Annotated in this window: 21 protein-coding genes; all 21 read right to left on the reverse strand. The window is 42.8% G+C overall.

Going from position 1 to position 17,489, the window contains the following annotated elements:
* Positions 1-22: 22 nt before the first annotated feature.
* The 21 genes from spoVT to rnmV all read right to left on the reverse strand — a co-directional run bounded on the left by spoVT (position 23) and on the right by rnmV (position 17,483).
* Positions 23-559 carry a stage V sporulation protein T gene (gene spoVT / locus CHH58_RS17730; protein WP_095231261.1) on the reverse strand — a complete coding sequence of 179 codons (537 nt, stop codon included), beginning with the start codon at positions 557-559 and terminating at the stop codon, positions 23-25.
* A gap of 148 nt (positions 560-707) precedes the next feature.
* Positions 708-4,238, reverse strand: coding sequence for a transcription-repair coupling factor (gene mfd / locus CHH58_RS17735; RefSeq protein ID WP_095262918.1), 3,531 nt, complete (start codon positions 4,236-4,238; stop codon positions 708-710).
* A 90-nt stretch (positions 4,239-4,328) separates the two neighbouring features.
* On the reverse strand, positions 4,329-4,556 hold the full coding sequence (locus tag CHH58_RS17740) for an anti-sigma-F factor Fin (protein ID WP_170937687.1): 228 nt from the start codon (positions 4,554-4,556) through the stop codon (positions 4,329-4,331).
* A gap of 87 nt (positions 4,557-4,643) precedes the next feature.
* Positions 4,644-5,204, reverse strand: coding sequence for an aminoacyl-tRNA hydrolase (gene pth / locus CHH58_RS17745; protein WP_095231264.1), 561 nt, complete (start codon positions 5,202-5,204; stop codon positions 4,644-4,646).
* Between the two features lie 649 nt (positions 5,205-5,853).
* Complete coding sequence (locus CHH58_RS17750) at positions 5,854-6,630, reverse strand: ABC transporter permease (protein ID WP_095262919.1); 777 nt, start codon at positions 6,628-6,630, stop codon at positions 5,854-5,856.
* Positions 6,627-7,514, reverse strand: coding sequence for an ABC transporter ATP-binding protein (locus CHH58_RS17755; protein WP_095262920.1), 888 nt, complete (start codon positions 7,512-7,514; stop codon positions 6,627-6,629). Before CHH58_RS17755 ends, CHH58_RS17750 begins: the two co-directional genes overlap by 4 nt.
* Positions 7,511-7,708, reverse strand: coding sequence for a PLDc N-terminal domain-containing protein (locus CHH58_RS17760; protein WP_095231267.1), 198 nt, complete (start codon positions 7,706-7,708; stop codon positions 7,511-7,513). Before CHH58_RS17760 ends, CHH58_RS17755 begins: the two co-directional genes overlap by 4 nt.
* Positions 7,709-7,714: 6 nt before the next feature.
* Positions 7,715-7,906 (reverse strand): transcriptional regulator, encoded by a 192-nt coding sequence (locus CHH58_RS18700; protein WP_095231291.1) that lies wholly within the window; start codon positions 7,904-7,906, stop codon positions 7,715-7,717.
* Complete coding sequence (locus CHH58_RS17770; protein ID WP_095231268.1) at positions 7,906-8,208, reverse strand: YxlC family protein; 303 nt, start codon at positions 8,206-8,208, stop codon at positions 7,906-7,908. Before CHH58_RS17770 ends, CHH58_RS18700 begins: the two co-directional genes overlap by 1 nt.
* Positions 8,195-8,734, reverse strand: a complete 540-nt coding sequence (sigY, locus tag CHH58_RS17775; protein ID WP_095262921.1) for an RNA polymerase sigma factor SigY — start codon at positions 8,732-8,734, stop codon at positions 8,195-8,197. The genes CHH58_RS17770 and sigY overlap by 14 nt, the downstream gene beginning before the upstream one ends.
* Positions 8,735-8,840: 106 nt before the next feature.
* Positions 8,841-9,476, reverse strand: a complete 636-nt coding sequence (locus tag CHH58_RS17780) for a 50S ribosomal protein L25/general stress protein Ctc (protein WP_095231270.1) — start codon at positions 9,474-9,476, stop codon at positions 8,841-8,843.
* Positions 9,477-9,549: 73 nt separating this feature from the next.
* Positions 9,550-10,497: a ribose-phosphate diphosphokinase gene (locus tag CHH58_RS17785; protein WP_095231271.1), complete on the reverse strand. Its 948-nt coding sequence runs from the start codon at positions 10,495-10,497 to the stop codon at positions 9,550-9,552.
* A gap of 19 nt (positions 10,498-10,516) precedes the next feature.
* Positions 10,517-11,878 (reverse strand): bifunctional UDP-N-acetylglucosamine diphosphorylase/glucosamine-1-phosphate N-acetyltransferase GlmU, encoded by a 1,362-nt coding sequence (gene glmU / locus CHH58_RS17790; protein ID WP_095231272.1) that lies wholly within the window; start codon positions 11,876-11,878, stop codon positions 10,517-10,519.
* A gap of 212 nt (positions 11,879-12,090) precedes the next feature.
* On the reverse strand, positions 12,091-12,387 hold the full coding sequence (gene spoVG, locus CHH58_RS17795; RefSeq protein ID WP_038562451.1) for a septation regulator SpoVG: 297 nt from the start codon (positions 12,385-12,387) through the stop codon (positions 12,091-12,093).
* A 120-nt stretch (positions 12,388-12,507) separates the two neighbouring features.
* Complete coding sequence (gene purR / locus CHH58_RS17800; protein ID WP_095231273.1) at positions 12,508-13,320, reverse strand: pur operon repressor; 813 nt, start codon at positions 13,318-13,320, stop codon at positions 12,508-12,510.
* 54 nt (positions 13,321-13,374) lie between these two features.
* A complete protein-coding gene (gene ispE / locus CHH58_RS17805) occupies positions 13,375-14,244 on the reverse strand; it encodes a 4-(cytidine 5'-diphospho)-2-C-methyl-D-erythritol kinase (protein WP_095231274.1) in 870 nt (289 codons plus the stop codon).
* Between the two features lie 117 nt (positions 14,245-14,361).
* A complete protein-coding gene (locus CHH58_RS17810) occupies positions 14,362-14,538 on the reverse strand; it encodes a small, acid-soluble spore protein, alpha/beta type (RefSeq protein WP_038562461.1) in 177 nt (58 codons plus the stop codon).
* 133 nt (positions 14,539-14,671) lie between these two features.
* Positions 14,672-14,932 (reverse strand): biofilm formation stimulator Veg, encoded by a 261-nt coding sequence (gene veg / locus CHH58_RS17815; RefSeq protein WP_038562465.1) that lies wholly within the window; start codon positions 14,930-14,932, stop codon positions 14,672-14,674.
* Between the two features lie 183 nt (positions 14,933-15,115).
* On the reverse strand, positions 15,116-15,994 hold the full coding sequence (yabG, locus tag CHH58_RS17820; protein ID WP_095231292.1) for a sporulation peptidase YabG: 879 nt from the start codon (positions 15,992-15,994) through the stop codon (positions 15,116-15,118).
* Positions 15,995-16,054: 60 nt separating this feature from the next.
* Complete coding sequence (rsmA, locus tag CHH58_RS17825) at positions 16,055-16,930, reverse strand: 16S rRNA (adenine(1518)-N(6)/adenine(1519)-N(6))-dimethyltransferase RsmA (RefSeq protein WP_095262922.1); 876 nt, start codon at positions 16,928-16,930, stop codon at positions 16,055-16,057.
* Complete coding sequence (rnmV, locus tag CHH58_RS17830) at positions 16,920-17,483, reverse strand: ribonuclease M5 (protein WP_095231276.1); 564 nt, start codon at positions 17,481-17,483, stop codon at positions 16,920-16,922. The genes rsmA and rnmV overlap by 11 nt, the downstream gene beginning before the upstream one ends.
* Between the last annotated feature and the right edge of the window lie 6 nt (positions 17,484-17,489).

Below are 17,489 nucleotides of genomic sequence, written 5' to 3' on the forward strand. Positions count from 1 at the left end.
CAGTTGCGGGATTCCATCTTTACTATTCCATCTGTCTTGCAAGGAAATTGGCAGCTGTTTCTGCTGCTTTCTCTTCGACTCTGCTAAGTTCACCATCATTACGGCTCACGATAATAACACATCCAATTGGGTCGCCGCTAGCAATAATCGGACTGACCACATAAGCTGCAATCTCTTCTTCCCTGTCTTCTACAAGATCTACACTGCCAGCTTGATTATTGATCGCAGTCGTCCTCTCCATCATCGCCTTTTCGACAACTGAACCAATACCTTTATTCATGTATTCTTTCTTCGATTCTCCTGCAACTGCAATATATTCATCACGGTCACATATCAGGACTCCATGATCAATCGAAGTAAATAATGCTTCCGCGTATTCTTTTGCGAAGTCACCCAACTCACTAATGGGAGAGTATTTCTTTAAAATAACCTCACCATCACGATCCACAAAGATCTCCAGCGGATCTCCTTCTCTAATGCGCAGTGTCCGGCGTATTTCCTTCGGGATAACAACTCGTCCCAAGTCATCGATTCTACGTACGATTCCTGTAGCCTTCATGTTCCAATGCCTCTCTTTCTGTATCCTAAGCTGCTCTGGGGTATTTTCTACTTATTATGAAGAAAAGAAGAATTCACCAGTTGTGAAGTTAGTATGATACACATCGGCATTACTATACATTTCCTGCGCAATTTTTAGTAATGGAAATTTAGCTGGCCCGCTTTAGTTCGCGTATGGCTTGAATGAACTCTTCAGCTATTTCATATCGTCGTCCATAAGAGTTTCGATCCCAATTAAAGACGATTTTCAATTTCTTATCCTCTGTACCAAGCTGGACCATCCGTCCGTATTGATTTGCGAATTCGAACAACTTGCTGCCATCAACATGCTGACTCATATCGGAATCGACCAAAATCTCCATACGCTGCTTTTTCTTCTTCTCGCTAATGGATTCGATTTTTTCGCGTTTGGCATACATCTTCAAAGAGGTAACATGGAAGAGATTGCCCACTTCTTCAGGATAGTCACCGAATCGATCGATCAGTTCTTCCCGTAAATCATGAATTTCCTCTTGAGATGTACAGCTCTGGAAACGTTTATACATATCGATTTTCTGTTTCTCGTCTTTAATATAAGATTCCGGAATATACGCATTGATATCCAGATCAAGCTCGACCTCGAATGGTTTGATTTCTTCTGCAGGTTTACCTGCCTTCCGTGCTTCCACTGCTTCTGTAAGCATCTGAGAATACATATCAAAACCAACGGAATCAATAAAGCCATGCTGCTGAGAACCAAGCAAGTTACCTGCTCCGCGGATGGACAAATCCCGCATCGCAATTTTGAATCCTGATCCGAGTTCAGTGAATTCCTTAATTGCCTGCAGACGCTTTTCCGCCACCTCTGTTAACACTTTATCCTGCTGGTAGGTGAAATAAGCATATGCCACACGATTAGAACGTCCTACTCGACCGCGTAATTGGTATAGCTGACTAAGTCCCATTCTGTCTGCATTATCAACAATCAATGTGTTCACATTCGGAATATCCACACCTGTTTCAATGATGGTTGTGCTGACAAGAACATCATATTCTCCTTCAAGGAACGCGAGCATGACACTTTCCAGCTCAGATTCGTTCATTTGTCCATGCGCAAATGCTACTCTGGCATCATCAACCAAAGCTGCAATCTCCTGTGCTTTACGCTCGATATTTTCTACCTTGTTATAAAGGAAGAACACCTGGCCATCCCGAGCCATTTCACGTTCAATTGCCTCGCGGATAAAGACGGGATTGTACTCCATAACATACGTTTGAATCGGGAACCTATTTTCAGGTGGTGTCTCGATAACAGAAAGATCACGAACACCTAGCATGGACATATGCAATGTACGCGGAATTGGTGTTGCAGTCAAAGTCAGAACATCCACATTCGTCTTCAGCTGTTTTAGTTTTTCTTTGTGTTTTACACCAAAGCGCTGCTCTTCGTCCACTACTAATAGGCCTAGATCTTTATAAACAATGTCCTTGGATAATAGTCGGTGAGTACCTATTACTACATCCACTACGCCGCTCTTCAAATCTTTGATTACTTCATTTTGCTGCTTACGCGTGCGGAATCGACTCATCAGCCCTACATTGATTGCGTGGTCCTGGAATCGTTCCAGAATCGTCTCATAATGCTGCTGCGCCAAAATAGTTGTCGGTACTAAGATTGCTACCTGCTTACCATCAGCAATCGCCTTAAATGCTGCACGGATAGCCACTTCGGTTTTCCCGTATCCGACATCACCGCAAAGCAGCCTGTCCATCGGCCGTTCCCGCTCCATGTCCTTCTTGATTTCATCAATGGTACGAAGCTGGTCTTCGGTTTCTTGATAAGGAAATGCCGCTTCGAATTCTCGCTGCATCTCGGTGTCTTCTGAAAATGCATATCCTTTGGAAGCTTCCCTCTCGGCATAAAGCTTGATCAGCTCATCTGCAATATCCTCCACAGATGATTGGACCCTGCTTTTAACCTTCTTCCACTCTGTTCCGCCAAGCTTGTAGAGCTTCGGTTCTTTTCCTTCTGATCCAACATATTTTTGCACAAGATCAATCTGATCAATTGGCACAAATAACTTATCGTCTCCGGAATAGCGGATCAGCATGAAATCCTTACGCAGATCCTGCACCTGCAATGTCTCAATACCAACATAGCGGCCAATACCATGGTTTGCATGGACAACGTAGTCGCCTACAGCCAGCTCCTGGTAGCTCTTGATCCGCTCTGCATTGGATATTTTCTGCTTCCGCTTCGGTCTTGCCGAACGCTTTTTAAATAGTTCGCTCTCTGTCAGCACAGCCAATTTGTGAAAAGGCAGCTCAAAACCGCTGCTGATATTGCCAATCAAGATAGTCGGTGTGCTCACCGGCAAGGAAACACGCTCTACAATGACTGCTTCCATATCGTAGTCAGCTAGAACAGCCTGAATTTTCTCTGCACGCTGCTGGGTAGGTGCCATTAAGATAGTAGAATAATTGCTCTTTTCCCACCGCTCCAGTTCATTTTTCAGCAAATGCATCTGTCCATGGAACTGCTGCATAGCCCTGCATGTTACATTCACAATATTTTGAGGCTGTGTATTCGGTATATGACGCAGGAATACACTCAAATACAAACGTGGCTGCTTCATTTTCTGCAGTACTTCATGCCAGTCAAACGATAATTTCAGCTGTCTGACGGTTTGATGTGCTTCCAAGAGACTCTGATGCCATTCCGCTTCCTCTTCATCCAGCCGATTAGCTGTTTCTTGGATTCGGCTCATTTCATCAAGGATAATATATCCACCTTCACCGAGATAATCCAACAGGCTAGCTGGCTGCTCATAGAAGTAGCCTGCATACTTGGCCATGCCCTGAAATCGCTCTTGCTGGCGTAGCCTTTCAAGATCCTGACTGACAGCCTCAAGAACTTGCTGCTTATGTTCATCCGCTTGCAGCTTGCCTATTGTTTCCCCTAATGCTTTCTCCAACCGATCTGCTGCTTTGGCGATGTCCTCACTATCGATGAGTAATTCTGTAGCAGGACCTACTTCGACCGAGTCTTTTTTCTCCAAAGAGCGCTGTGTGTCTGAATCAAAATAACGAATGGAATCGACTTCAGTATCAAATAATTCAATTCTAATCGGATTGGATTCGGTTAACGGATAAATATCCAATATCCCTCCGCGCAGACTGTACTCTCCTGGTGAAGCAACCATATCCGTACGTTCGTATCCCATATCGACCAATGCGCGTAGGTAGTGCTCTAAATCGATTTCTTCCCCAACACGAAAAGCCAGCTGATAGCTTTCCCATTTAGCTGGTTGTGGAAGTATTCTTTTTAGTGCTGCAGCCGGAGCTACTAAGATACCATTCTCGCTATGTTTCCAATTCCGCAACGCATCCAAACGTTGTGATCGAAGCTCCGGACTGGAGATAGCAATTTCTGATGCTAATAATTCATTAACAGGATACAGGTACACATTTGAATGCGTACTCAGCTCCAATAAATCTTCATAAAGTGTCTGCGCCTGAGTCAGCTGATGGGTGACCAGGATTACCTTTCGCCGTATGGAGTCCTGCAGCACAGTTGCCAGTACTCCTCTTGCTGAACCAGACAATCCTGTCAAAAGCTGTTCGTCCATCCCAGACTTTATCCCATTGATGACTGATTGTATGTCATCCTGAGTTGAGATGAATTGCTTGATTTCTTGCATAATGCCTCCTTCTGCTAGTACATGTCATAAGCAAAAAATGCCTTGGTTCACGCACCAAAGCTTTGTATGACAGCATTATTTAGCTTTACGTTATTGCATGAAATGATCCAGTTCATGATAATGCGGGTTTCGCTGCAGCGCATTTTCACAATCCTCACATACTACCTGACAGACGATATGACCCGAATCGATCTGCACCATTTCCTGATAGTCTGCCGCGGATAATCGATCCCATCCGAGCGCTTTAATATCCACCTTATATTCATCCAGCTCTGCTAGCTGTGTTTTACAATGACGACAACGATAAACGATAGCCATAGTTACGCCTCCGGGACTTAGATTTGACTCTGTCAAAGTCTGCCCGAAAGCGCATAGATTCATACTTATATTGTTGCAGTGTATGAATCAGCGATTGAAATCATTCATCACGTTCAGGAAAGGTTCTTTCAGCCATGTTTCTGTGGCATCTGCCGCCTTCTTAACACTATCGACGATGTCTGTCAGTTCTTCCTTGTGGAAGCGCTGAAGAACATAGTCTACAACAGGCTGCTGACTGACCGGACGGCCAATTCCAAGACGCATACGTTTGAATTCTTTTGTACCTAAATGCGCAATCAAAGAACGGATTCCATTATGGCCCCCATGACCGCCTTTTTCCCGTAGTCGTACTTTTCCTGCTGGTAAATCCAAATCATCATAAATGACAACAAGATCCTCAAGATCTACATTATAATAATCCATCAGCGGTCGAACGGCTTCACCAGATAGGTTCATGAAAGTTATAGGCTTTACCAAAATCACCTTTTCCCCATTTATCAAGCCGGTCGCATAAACACTATTGAATTTTTTATTTGATAACGGCAAATTGTGCCGATGCACTAATTCATCAATCGCAATGAACCCTATATTATGCCGTGTCTGATCATATTTCTGACCCGGATTCCCAAGTCCAACAATCATTTTCATATTTTAAACGCCCTTTACTCATAGTCCATTCCCAAAAAACTATACCCTAACAGAAAATAAAATACAAGAAAACCGAAAAGCGGAGAAAGCCGGTAAGAAACGTAAGGATAAGTGAGAAAACACGGAGTGGGTGTCTTCCCCACGCAGGGATTTATCTCTTATCCTGCAGTTTCTGGCTTTCGTAGCTAGACAAAACCGAAAAGCGAAAGAAACCGTTTAGAAACGGAGGAATAGGTGAGAAAGCCCGGAGTGAGGCGCATTTTCCTTACGCAGGGATTTATCGCCTATACCGCAGTTTCTGGTTTCTTCAGCTAGACAAAACCGAAAAGCGGAAGAAACCGTTTAGAAAAGAAGCGGTAAGCAAGGAGCACGGAGTGGATGACCTTTCCACGCAGGGATTCATTGCTTACCGCGCAGTTTCTGCTCTTTGGAGCTAGACAAAACCGAAAAGCGGAAAAGACCGCCTAGAAACGAAGGAAATAGGCGTACCATTGTTAACACCCCACTGCTATTCTCCTTCTCCGACAGAAAGGATAATTCCTTCTTTCCTGCACAAAAAGCACATCAAGGATGCTTTCTTTCCCATCCTTGACATGCTTTACCTATACTTTTATCATATCCTTCGCGTGTAAGGAATAATCCTACTTCATTAAAACTTTACACTTTTTTCAAATTGTTTCACCATTGTAAAAAGTAATAAAGCAATAAAGGCAATAGTTGTAGCGAGTACAGCTCCCATATGCATAGTACCCTTTTCCGTATTCAGTACCTCTGTTGCCAGGTAGAGGATATTTGAAGGCAAATAAATGGCTATATCAGGTATAACAGTCGATAAGATAGCGATACTCGCCACTATTAAAATAGATATGCCTGCTACTCCTCCAGTGCGACGAAGAAACGTACTAACAAACAACGTGACTGTTATAACTAGCACAATCCATAAACAATAAATCACAAAGCTTTTCCATACAGAAGTAAAGGATACATCAGAAAATAGTATGTTTGTATAATACCATGCTGCTCCATAGGAGATTGTAAAAGCTCCAAGATGAAGAAGTACAAGCATCGTCCATTTACTGAATATGTAGGTGACAGTATTTACAGGTCTGGAGAATAGCTGCATAAGAGAGCCGTTATTTCTCTCCTGTACAATTACATTCATACAAGCTAGCACAATAATCGCCGTACCAATTGTATGCAGTTGAGACAAAGTCCCTGCAAGAACTTCAGCACCGCTAGGGATCGGCAGTTCAATTACTGCGCCTGGCGGCAGGCTACTCGAACTCTCCAAAATAGTTGGCATGAAATATAAACTAATAGGCTGAAGAAGTGTTACTAACAGGATAACAGCAGGCAGCCAAACCAACTTCTTCTCTCTCCAAGCCTCTACCCATTCTTTATGAAATAGTGCGTTGAACCTCTTCAACCTTCAATCACCTCTATGTAATGTTCTTCTAGGTTTTTTTCTTCTGCTCCGAAGTACTGAACTCCTATGTTTTGTTGGATACAATGATGCAGTAACATATTGGGCGTTACATTATGCCTTAAAGTACCAATGATTTTCCGTGTTTCCTTTATATCAATCTCTTCATATAGTTCCTGCAGTCCTTCAATCCGCAAAGGATCTGATGTTTCCAAACGATAGCGTTCTCTTAGCCGATTTCCTTTCCATTCCTTCATGTTTTCATAGGAAATGCTTTGACCCGATTTCATAATTAACGCCTTATCACATATCTGTTCCGCATCATGCAATACATGTGTAGAAAACAGGATGGCCATATCTTTTTTCAAATCCTCCAAAATGTTCATGACATCAATCCTTCCAGCTGGATCAAGAGCGGATACAGGTTCATCCAATAAAAGAATTTTCGGTTCATGCATGATTGCTTGTGCTAAACCGAGGCGCTGTTTCATTCCCCCAGAGAAACCACCTATCTTCTTTTTCTGTGCCTCTAACAAGCCTGTCATTTCCAATACACGCAAGCTTCGTTCTTTTATGGTTCGTTTAGTCATCCCGGATAGTGTTCCTGCTAACATAAGATATTCTTTTGGGTACATCCAATCGAAGAAGGTAGGATATTGAGGCAGAAATCCAATTTTATCTTTATTAAGTACTTTGTTATCACTCATTATCACCCCATCAGTAGGTGTAATCAGTCCAGCCAGCATATGCAAGGTTGTTGTCTTACCTGCTCCATTTGGTCCTAAAAGCGCAATACACTCATTCTCCTTCAGCTGAAGATTTAAGTTTTTTACTGCGATATGTTTTCCGTATCGTTTCGTCAATCCGCGTGCTTCTAAAATAGTCATTTATATGCATCCTTTCTTTGCCCAATCACGAAATAAAGGATAGGTCCGATGATACTGATACAGAAAATAATTAATATCCAAGCCCATTTGGGTCCTAGTGTTTCTTTTGCTCGAATACAACTGATCAATGCAATAATGAGTAAAAGAAACTGGATAACAATAACGGGCAGCAGCAATGTCACAGTGTTCTCCATCTATCACTACCTCCTTTTGTCTTTGCGAATGATAAATACATAATATAAAAGAAGAGGTGTGGGGAACTGGATCAGTCCGACAATTCCCCATGCCCATGCATAAGTACCTCTTCTTTTTGCATCTACGTACAGCCAGATTCCTTGTGCCAGCAATATAGGAATTACCAAGATTATAATTATCAGTTCATTCGTTGACATCATGTGACCCTTCCTTTGCTTCTCTCAACTAGTAATAGAACGACCACAGCAATAATTGAAATGAACTGCATAACGTAGAAAGCCCACGTGATATGTACGGCCATAAGAATGTACAACGATAGCAACACACACGCCAGAATGATGAACCTACTTAGTTCTCTACGCATTCTTTCTCGATATCGCTTCTCACCAGAGCTTATCTGCTGAAGCATCTCATCAGTTTCAGGAACGTCAATATGTAATTTTGCATCCATGTCACTCCACGTTTCGTCCAGTTTCTTCATCCAGTCATCTTGTTTCATCTGACCACTCCTCTCTTAATTTCTTTAACGCATAATGAATACGAGACTTTACTGTCCCTGTTCTTAATTTTGTCATTGCACTAATTTCCTCTAGTGAAAAACCATAATAATGACGAAGCAATATCAACGTCCTAGTTTCTATAGATAACGATGCAAACAGATCCAGGTGCAATGACCAATGCATATTGCCTTGTTCTAATTCCCATTTCATTTTTCGTTTTTCATTCTCCGTCAGCTGCTGTTGCCTTTTTCTATCTCGCTTACTTTTCCGTTGTTCATCCAAATATAAGCGAGTTGCGATAGATATAAGCCATGTAGAAAATTTAGATTGATAACGAAATTTTGGCAAATTCATATATGCCCGAATCATCGTTTCCTGCAGCAAGTCTTCTGTCATTTCTTTATTCATCGTGAGTTTAAAAAGATAACGATATAAGAACGTATAATATTGCTGGAAAAGCTGACTGAAAGCCGATTTGTCTTGTTTGGCATTTTCAATCGATATTGTTTCCGCTGATTCCTCCATCTCACTCCCCCTTTCTTCTCTGACTATATGACGTTTGAGGAATTTGAATAGTTCAATCAAAATAAAAAAAAGCTGTGCCTTTTCAGGCACAACTTTTTGTAATCACTTAATCTTCTTTATCGTTCTTAGATCCTTCTTCGATTGCTTCTACATCATCCGCGTCACCAGTAGTTGTATCATCTGTTTCAATCTCTGCAGTAGGTGCAGTGACTGTAGCGATTGTTGTATCAGCATCCGTTAGGATTTCATAAGCACCATCTGTTGGGAGGTCACCAACGCTGATACTGTCACCGACTTCAAGTTTGGAGACATCGACTGTAATCTGATCTGGGATGTCATTCGGTTTTGCACTGATTTCCAGATCGTATAGTGGCTGCTGTAGAACGCCGCCTTCATTAGAACCTGGTGCTTCACCTTCAAGCTGGATCGGCACTTCCACGGTACGTGCTTCCGACATGTTCACCACATAGAAATCTGCGTGTACAAGACTAGCTTTCAATGGATCAGTTTGGTAATCATGCAGCATAACATCCACTGATTCGCCTTTAATATCCAATGAAATAACTGCATTTTTCCCTTCATCTCGAACAGTTTTTAGTAGGTCAACACTATCGACTGCAACGCTGACAGGCTCTTTGCCTTTGCCATATACGATTGCAGGGATGACTCCCTCTTCACGAAGTCCTCTGATATAAGATTTTGTATTGTTTTCTCGTTTGTCTGCTTTTAGTTTTACTGCCATCGTAATCACCCTCCATAGTTTTTACGTGTCTACAGATTATGATTCCCTTACGATATCAGTACTAAACATACAATCAATCAAACAGGATGCTAACAGATTGCTGTTCGTGGACGCGGATTATTGCTTCACCGAACAACGGTGCAACAGAAAGCTGCGTAATGTTTTCGATTTGCTTCTCTTTTGGAAGAGGAATGGAGTTTGTAACAACAAGCTCTTTAATTTGTGAATTTTGGATTCGCTCGATTGCCGGTCCGGATAATACCGGATGAGAACATGCCGCATATACTTCTACCGCGCCTTTTTCTCTTAACGCATTAGCAGCAAGCGTCAATGTTCCAGCTGTATCAATGATATCATCGATGATGATTGCAGTTTTGCCTTTGATCTCTCCGATGATGTTCATCACTTCTGCCACGTTTGGACGCGGACGGCGTTTGTCGATGATTGCAATTGGTGCTTTCAAACGATCAGCCATACGACGTGCACGAACTACGCCGCCGTGGTCAGGAGATACAACGACGATATCTTCCAAGTTCTTTTTCTCGAAATAGTCGGATAGGATTGGAACACCTACCAAGTGGTCGATCGGAATATCGAAGAAACCTTGGATCTGCGGTGCATGCAAGTCCAATGCCAAGACACGTGTAGCTCCGGCAGTCTGCAGGATATCAGCGATCAGTTTGCTTGTAATTGGTTCACGGGCACGGGCTTTTCGATCCTGACGTGCATAACCGTAATAAGGCATGATGATGTTGATTGTTTTAGCTGATGCACGTTTCAATGCATCAATCATGATTAGCAGCTCCATCATATGCTGATTGACAGGTGCACTAGTAGACTGGACAACATAAACGTCACAGCCGCGGATACTTTCTTCGATATTGATCTGGATTTCGCCATCGCTAAAGTGGGAAACAGTGATTTTACCCAGTTCTACGCCAATGTGGTCTGCAATTGACTTAGCTAACTCCGGATTAGAATTCAAAGAAAAAACTTTTAACGATGGATCATTATAAGGCATGTCGAGTAACCCTCCAAAATTATTTATTCTTTAGATAAGAATTTTTGTTTTCTTGTCTTGCTCTGGCAATCGATAAAGCATCTGCTGGTACATCTTTTGTTATGGTCGAGCCTGCTGCCACTAGGGCACCTTCGCCGACCGTTACTGGTGCAATCAGGTTCGCATTACAACCGATAAAGGCGTTGTCCTCGATCTTCGTCAGATGTTTATTCTTTCCGTCATAGTTCACTGTTATTGTACCACAACCGACATTCACATCTTTACCAACTTCAGCATCACCAATATAACTTAAATGAGACACCTTGCTTCCCTCACCGATAGATGCTTTCTTCACTTCGACGAAGTTCCCGATCTTCACATTGTCTCCAAGCTGTGCTTGCGGACGAATATGAGCGAAAGGTCCTATATTGACGTCATTTCCGATTTCACTGTCATGTGCTACACTTTGCTTCACGACTGTGCGGCTGCCAATTGTGACATCCTTCACTTCTGAATTCGGTCCAATGATAGCATCTTCCTTAATAACTGTCTTCCCAAGGATCATCGTGTTCGGTAAGATGGTTACATCCTGTTCAATAACCGCATCTGTACTGATATAAGTTGAATCTGGGTCAATGATTGTTACGCCATTACGCATATGCTGTTCATTTACACGACGCTTCATAATCTGTTCTGCTTGAGAAAGAGCTACCCGATCGTTTACACCCATTGTTTCGTCAAAATCAGGTGTTTGATAAGCGGTCACTAGCTTGTTATCTTTTTTCAGCAGTTCTAGTACATCTGGGAGATAATACTCGCCTTGGGCATTATCATTCGATACATTATGCAATGCTTGGAATAATAGCTTATTATCAAAGCAGTATGTACCTGTATTGATTTCATCAACGAGAAGCTCTTCCGCATTCGCATCTTTATGCTCTACAATACGCAGAACCTCTCCAGCGTCACTGCGGATAACACGGCCATATCCTGCTGGTTCCGGTGCTTTTGCAGTCAATACTGTTGCGCTCGCTCCTTGCTGTTCGTGATGATTAAGCAATGCTTGAATCGTTTGGCCTGTAATAAGAGGTGTATCTCCGCTTAATACGACCGTAACACCCTCATTGTCTTTTAAGAACTCTTCCGCTTGCAGAACCGCATGTCCTGTACCAAGCTGTTCCTCCTGAAGGGCATATTCACTCACATCTCCAAGTTGGGCTTTTACGTCTTCTGCTCCGTGCCCGACAATGGTAATTAATTTATCTAATTGTAAAGAATTCAACTGGTCAGTAACATGCTGTACCATTGGTTTACCCATAACAGGATGCAGCACTTTGTACAGCTTCGATTTCATCCTGGTGCCTTTGCCGGCAGCAAGGATGACTGCATATCGGTTTGACATGCGAACCCTCCATTCTTTTTATCCTCTGTAAATATATCTTAAAATAATTGTCATTTCAACAGGCGCAACGCTCGAATTCAAGTAATTCGAGACGTTTTTTTCTCCAATCAACTGGATTATGGGCATAAAAATAACAGCTATTCCATATGTTAGAACAGCTGTTAATTTTACCTTTATAGAAGATGACGTATTTATCATCTATTGAGCTCATATCAAGAAGCGCCAGCGGCTTCCTCATACTCCACTTCTATTTCTTCTCCTGCACGATGATATTCCTGCAGCACAGCATCCTGTATCTTGCTCCGGGTACCAGAGTTGATTGGATGTGCTACATCGCGGAATTCACCGTCTGGTGTACGTTTGGAAGGCATAGCAACAAACAAGCCGTTATTCCCTTCGATGACACGAATATCGTGTACAACAAACTCTTGATCCATTGTAATAGAAGCGATAGCACGCATTCTTCCCTCGGTATTAACGCGGCGTAATCTTACGTCAGTAACTTCCATTATGCTTCACCACCCTTACCTTATTTAGAACTTATTACCAATAATTCTACATAAAGCTGGAAACTCCTGCTCCCAATAGAACTTTTTTAAAAAATAAATCGGTAAGGTGGAAAAGCCGGATTAGTTAAAGTAATTACCTTTTTGTACTTCGACTCGCTGATTACGTACATCAACGTTCTGAATCTTAATCAATGACGTGTAATCTTCAACTACACGTTCTTCTTCTTCGTCCTCTGCTTCAGCCAATACGCCTATAGCAGTAACATTTGCATTGAATTCCTGCAAAAGACTCTTCATTCCGTTTATGGTTCCGCCTGCTTTCATAAAGTCATCCACAATACAGACATTGGCTTGATCCGGAATACTGCGCTTGGACAAAACCATCGTCTGAATCTTCCTGGATGAACCAGAAACGTAATTCACACTCACTGTCGATCCCTCTGTCACCTTCGGATCTCGTCTAACAATGACAACGGGGACATTCAGATAAGCAGCAGTTGCATAAGCAATCGGAATACCCTTTGTAGCGACAGTAACCACTACATCAATTTCACGGTCATGGAATGCTGTTGCAAAAAGACGGCCGATCTTATTAACTGTTGCTGGTTCTCCGAGTATATCGCTCATGAATAGATATCCCCCAGGAAGAAGCCTGTCTGAATCCGCCAGCTTACTGCATAGCTCATCAATGAAAGCAGCACTGTTCTCCTTGGAGTATACCGGGATGTAGCGAACACCACCAGCAGCGCCGGATACAGATTGTAAGTACCCAATACCTTCATGTTGGAACATATCATTTATAATCGACAAATCCTCGCTGACGGAGGATTTGGCAGCAGCGTACGTCGTCGAGAAATATGGCAAAGACACCAATTGCTGCGGATGATCCATTAAATAATTCGTCATCGCAACCAAACGTTCACTTCTTTTCATCTCTACACCTCAAAACCGAATGTTATTGTTAGATAATAACATTCTCGTACGGATTTAATCAAGCTCCGTTCGCCCTCCGAGCATCCGTACAACATACACTTGTTCACAGAATCCTCTTAAGCTGTTGTAGATCCGATATGCGCGGCTCTCCTGGGATACGAGAGAGAAGACAGTCGGTCCGCTTCCGCTCATCAGTACCGCATCGGCGCCTGCTTCAATCATTTGCTGCTTGATTTGTTTTACTTCCGGACAAAGTTTAAGCGTAACGGGCTCGAGTACATTACCAACCTTGTCACAGATTGATTGAAAATCGCTTTGCTCAATAGCTTCGACCATTCCCTCCGTATCAGGATGCTGAATATGATCGATTTTTAACTGCTGATAGATTGTCTGGGTGGATACACCAATTCCCGGATTAGCAAGTACAACCCAGCAAGCCGGCGGAGCCGGGAGTTCCTTAATCTTTTCCCCACGTCCAGTTGATAATGCTGTAGAACCGTATACACAGAAGGATACATCCGAACCAATTTTCGCACCGAGCTCAGCCAGCGTATCCAAGGATAGCTGCAGATTCCATAGTGTATTCAGACCGCGCAGTACTGCCGCTGCATCACTGCTTCCCCCAGCAAGACCAGCTGCGACCGGTATCTGTTTGTCTATGTATATCTTGACACCTTTATTGATATTATATGTATCCTTGATCAATTGCGCCGCACGGTAGGCAAGATTACGCTCATCGTTCGGTACAAAACGATTGTCCGATTCGATTTCGATCTTGTTCTCCTGTAACACGATTAACTCTATCCGGTCTGCCAGGTCGATCGTTGTCATAACCATCTCTACCTCATGATAGCCATCCGGGCGTTTATACAGTACGTCCAACGAAAGATTGATCTTAGCTGGCGCCTTTTCGAGCAAATACATGTCATGTCACCTACTTTAGTTGAATTTCTCCAAAATTGTATCATAAAAAGGAAGTACAGGCTATTCTGCCTAAAAAGAAGAAGCCCTCCTCTTCATAAAAAAGAGAAGGGCTTCACTTTATTGCTTATCGCGCATCGACTGTTCGGCCATGGCAATGGCATACTTAACCATGTTCCCGGCGTCACGAGAACGAATGCCGCCCCAGCCTTCCTTTTGTACGGTGTCGTAAAATCCAAGCTCCTTTGCAATTTCCTCTTTTAGTGCATCAGACATGATTCCTCTTCTTCTGCCCAAAGAAAACAGCTCCCTTCAGAGATTATCACGACATCCTTATTTTCTGTCCAAGACCGTAGGCTATGCCTGTCAGATGTTTGCAAATAAGGCAAAATAAAAAGCAGGGGACTAAGCCCCTGCTTTCGTTTATGCGTTATTTCGCAATTTCGTTTAAATCATCCGTATCAAAATCTAATTCGACTGTTTCGGTTAAGACATCTGCATAGCTATAGGAGACACGCTCAAACGCATTTTCATCTTGATCAAGTTCTACGATGAATACAGCTGGATACGTTTCCGCAAGTACTCCGCAACGTTCGATGGTTTTCTTTCTCCCACCATTAGCTTTCAATTTTAAACGTTTACCAATTTGTCCTTCGAGACCCTGCTTAATTTCCACTAATGTTTTAGCCACTGCACTCCACCTCACTGATCTAATCATAGCATATTTTAGGTATGGAGTCAAATAAAACTTTTTATTATAACAGCATACCATTTTTGATGTCAATGAAAAGATTAAATGTTTCTTATTTCACTTTATTCTTTCAAATCCATACAAAATTATGCATCAGTGGTAAATTTACGATAAGGCAATGGTCTAGGCGTCTTCTTTCTCCTCGTCTGGATCCACGAAGGGCAACCCTGTCCGAAGCAGTCCACGAGTTTCAATTCCACCAAGGCCGCGTTCTCCTGTCAGTGTATTCCGGAGTGCATCCCATACGCCCACTTTTTCCATAAACGGTGTGAATGCGATTTTGGCAACAATATAAACAGGATCCAAGGCATGGATATTAATCCTGCTTGGAGAGCTTGCAAAATTCGCTCCTGCACGTATCAAGGATTCAAAATGAGATTGGCAGGCGCCAGCAAAGATGATTAATTGATCTAGATGCGGATACAAGCGGCGCGCCTCTCTTACCGTTTCGACGAAATACTGGGAATTCCGATAGGCACGGATATCCTGCTTATCTCCCTTGTTTTTCTGAAAGGCATCATGTCCTGTAATGACAATAATATCTGGCTGAATCTTTTCTAAGAGGGAAGCAATTTGAAGTGGCATTTCTTTTTCGTGTAAATGGACACCATGTACTTGGATACCAAAACGCTGATAAAAATCGATGCATTTTTTTAAATATGTCTTATCTCCATCTATGTGGAGTACCTTTGCAGGAATCTGGAAGTAATTTGGGCTATGCTGATAACCTGAGGTTGATTCATAATCCCGCTTATCTTTCATCAGCAGGTAATCCTGGCGAAAGAGGCGGTAGGAGTAATCTTCTTTATCCTGCCATGTTTTCTTGCGTTTCGTTATTTCACGTGTTCCAGTCTTTACGAGGTCATCCTTGGGAGCATCTGCGATGAGACGCATATCTTCTCCATGGAGGATGACCTTATTGGCTGTAAAGCTGGATACACGGAACATTAAATCGTGCTTATATGATATTCTAGTGACGATATCACCAATCGCCAAATCCATTCCGTTCACCTCACCCACCAAAGCTTTCTCCTACAGCGTATGATGGATGGGCAAAAATGTTCAGCCTTTAGCTGTAAAGGTATTCGCTAAAGCAGCGAATTCCTCCATCGAAAGCGATTCTCCTCTTCTTGTGCCATCAATTCCAGCTTCGTTCATGATTTCTTCGAGCTCTTCTTTAGAAAAACGAGAGGAAAAATGCCTGTTCAGATTGTTACGCAATGTTTTTCGCCGCTGACCGAATGATGCTTGAATCAGGTTGAAGAAGAATTTTTCATCCTCTACATGGACTGGCGGCTCACTGCGTACTGCTAGATGAAGAACAGCCGAATCAACATTTGGCTGCGGCATGAACGCTGTTTTCGGTACGGTCATCACGACCGCAGCTTCTGTATAATATTGAACTGCCAGCGATAAGGAACCATAGCTTTTCGTATTTGGAGAAGCGGCCATGCGGTCAGCTACTTCTTTTTGAATCATGACCGTTATGCTAGAAATCGGCAGATTCCGCGTAAGCAGATTCATCAAAATCGGTGTTGTAATATAATATGGCAGGTTTGCGACGATTTTTACTTTTTGGTCGCCGAAATACTGCTGCAGCTCCTGCTCAACATTTGCCTTCAGAATATCCTCGTTTACGACTTTAACATTGTCATATGGAGACAATGTGTCCTCCAGGATAGGCAGTAGACGCTGATCTATCTCAAAAGCCAATACTTTTTTTGCTGAAATAGCCAGCTGCTCTGTCAATGCGCCCATCCCTGGTCCAATTTCAATCGCACCAACATCTTCTTTTATTCCTGCATGGTGGATGATATTCCGCAGGATATTTGTATCAATCAGGAAATTTTGCCCGAGGCTTTTCTTGAAGGAGAAATTATATTTCTTAAGCAGTTCATTCGTTCTTGTCGGTGTGGCAATATGCCGTTCATTCGTCATTGTCTTCCTCCTGTATAATTTGCTGCATCGTTTCGACAAACAACCGCTCCGGTATTCGGAACATAGCAAGTCGTTTGAGAAGCTGCTTGCCATTCGTATGGCCGATTGACAGTCTTTCTCCAAGCTTTTCCCGCCGCTGTTTTGCTCTTGGTCCGCCAAGGAGACCGTATGCTATAACAGCTTCCCTGGAGATTTCCGGTTCGTACATCTCGCTCATCTCATACACTTGCTCCAAGGCTGTCCGAATTGATTCAGCTGAAGCGTGCTCAATACCTATTCCTTTGTTATTACGCGCACGCGCTTTGTCCTTTGATAGGAACGCATGCTTACATCCAGGCACTGCCTGGGAGACAATATGACGAATACGCTCACCGGGATAATCGGGATCAGTAAAGATGATTACGCCTCGCTTCGCTTGTGCATGTCTTATTTGTTCAATGATACCAGCATGTATAGCAGATCCGTTCGTCTCAATTGTATCTGCCTGGATCGCCTGGTTTATCTTAGCTGTATCGTCTTTACCTTCAACAACAATTACTTCTTTAATTTGCACGTTATA

This window comes from Terribacillus saccharophilus (assembly GCF_002272745.1).
GTDB classification, from domain to species: Bacteria; Bacillota; Bacilli; order Bacillales; family Amphibacillaceae; genus Terribacillus; species Terribacillus saccharophilus_B.

Bases quoted from the DNA above. Each gene is read 5' to 3' on its own strand.
- spoVT (WP_095231261.1), bottom strand. From the start codon at position 559: ATGAAGGCTACAGGAATCGTACGTAGAATCGATGACTTGGGACGAGTT.
- mfd (WP_095262918.1), bottom strand. From the start codon at position 4,238: ATGCAAGAAATCAAGCAATTCATCTCAACTCAGGATGACATACAATCA.
- CHH58_RS17740 (WP_170937687.1), bottom strand. From the start codon at position 4,556: ATGGCTATCGTTTATCGTTGTCGTCATTGTAAAACACAGCTAGCAGAG.
- pth (WP_095231264.1), bottom strand. From the start codon at position 5,204: ATGAAAATGATTGTTGGACTTGGGAATCCGGGTCAGAAATATGATCAG.
- CHH58_RS17755 (WP_095262920.1), bottom strand. From the start codon at position 7,514: ATGACTATTTTAGAAGCACGCGGATTGACGAAACGATACGGAAAACAT.
- CHH58_RS17760 (WP_095231267.1), bottom strand. From the start codon at position 7,708: ATGGAGAACACTGTGACATTGCTGCTGCCCGTTATTGTTATCCAGTTT.
- CHH58_RS18700 (WP_095231291.1), bottom strand. From the start codon at position 7,906: ATGTCAACGAATGAACTGATAATTATAATCTTGGTAATTCCTATATTG.
- CHH58_RS17770 (WP_095231268.1), bottom strand. From the start codon at position 8,208: ATGAAACAAGATGACTGGATGAAGAAACTGGACGAAACGTGGAGTGAC.
- sigY (WP_095262921.1), bottom strand. From the start codon at position 8,734: ATGGAGGAATCAGCGGAAACAATATCGATTGAAAATGCCAAACAAGAC.
- CHH58_RS17780 (WP_095231270.1), bottom strand. From the start codon at position 9,476: ATGGCAGTAAAACTAAAAGCAGACAAACGAGAAAACAATACAAAATCT.
- CHH58_RS17785 (WP_095231271.1), bottom strand. From the start codon at position 10,497: ATGCCTTATAATGATCCATCGTTAAAAGTTTTTTCTTTGAATTCTAAT.
- glmU (WP_095231272.1), bottom strand. From the start codon at position 11,878: ATGTCAAACCGATATGCAGTCATCCTTGCTGCCGGCAAAGGCACCAGG.
- spoVG (WP_038562451.1), bottom strand. From the start codon at position 12,387: ATGGAAGTTACTGACGTAAGATTACGCCGCGTTAATACCGAGGGAAGA.
- purR (WP_095231273.1), bottom strand. From the start codon at position 13,320: ATGAAAAGAAGTGAACGTTTGGTTGCGATGACGAATTATTTAATGGAT.
- ispE (WP_095231274.1), bottom strand. From the start codon at position 14,244: ATGTATTTGCTCGAAAAGGCGCCAGCTAAGATCAATCTTTCGTTGGAC.
- yabG (WP_095231292.1), bottom strand. From the start codon at position 15,994: ATGGATTTGGCGATTGGTGATATCGTCACTAGAATATCATATAAGCAC.
- rsmA (WP_095262922.1), bottom strand. From the start codon at position 16,930: ATGACGAATGAACGGCATATTGCCACACCGACAAGAACGAATGAACTG.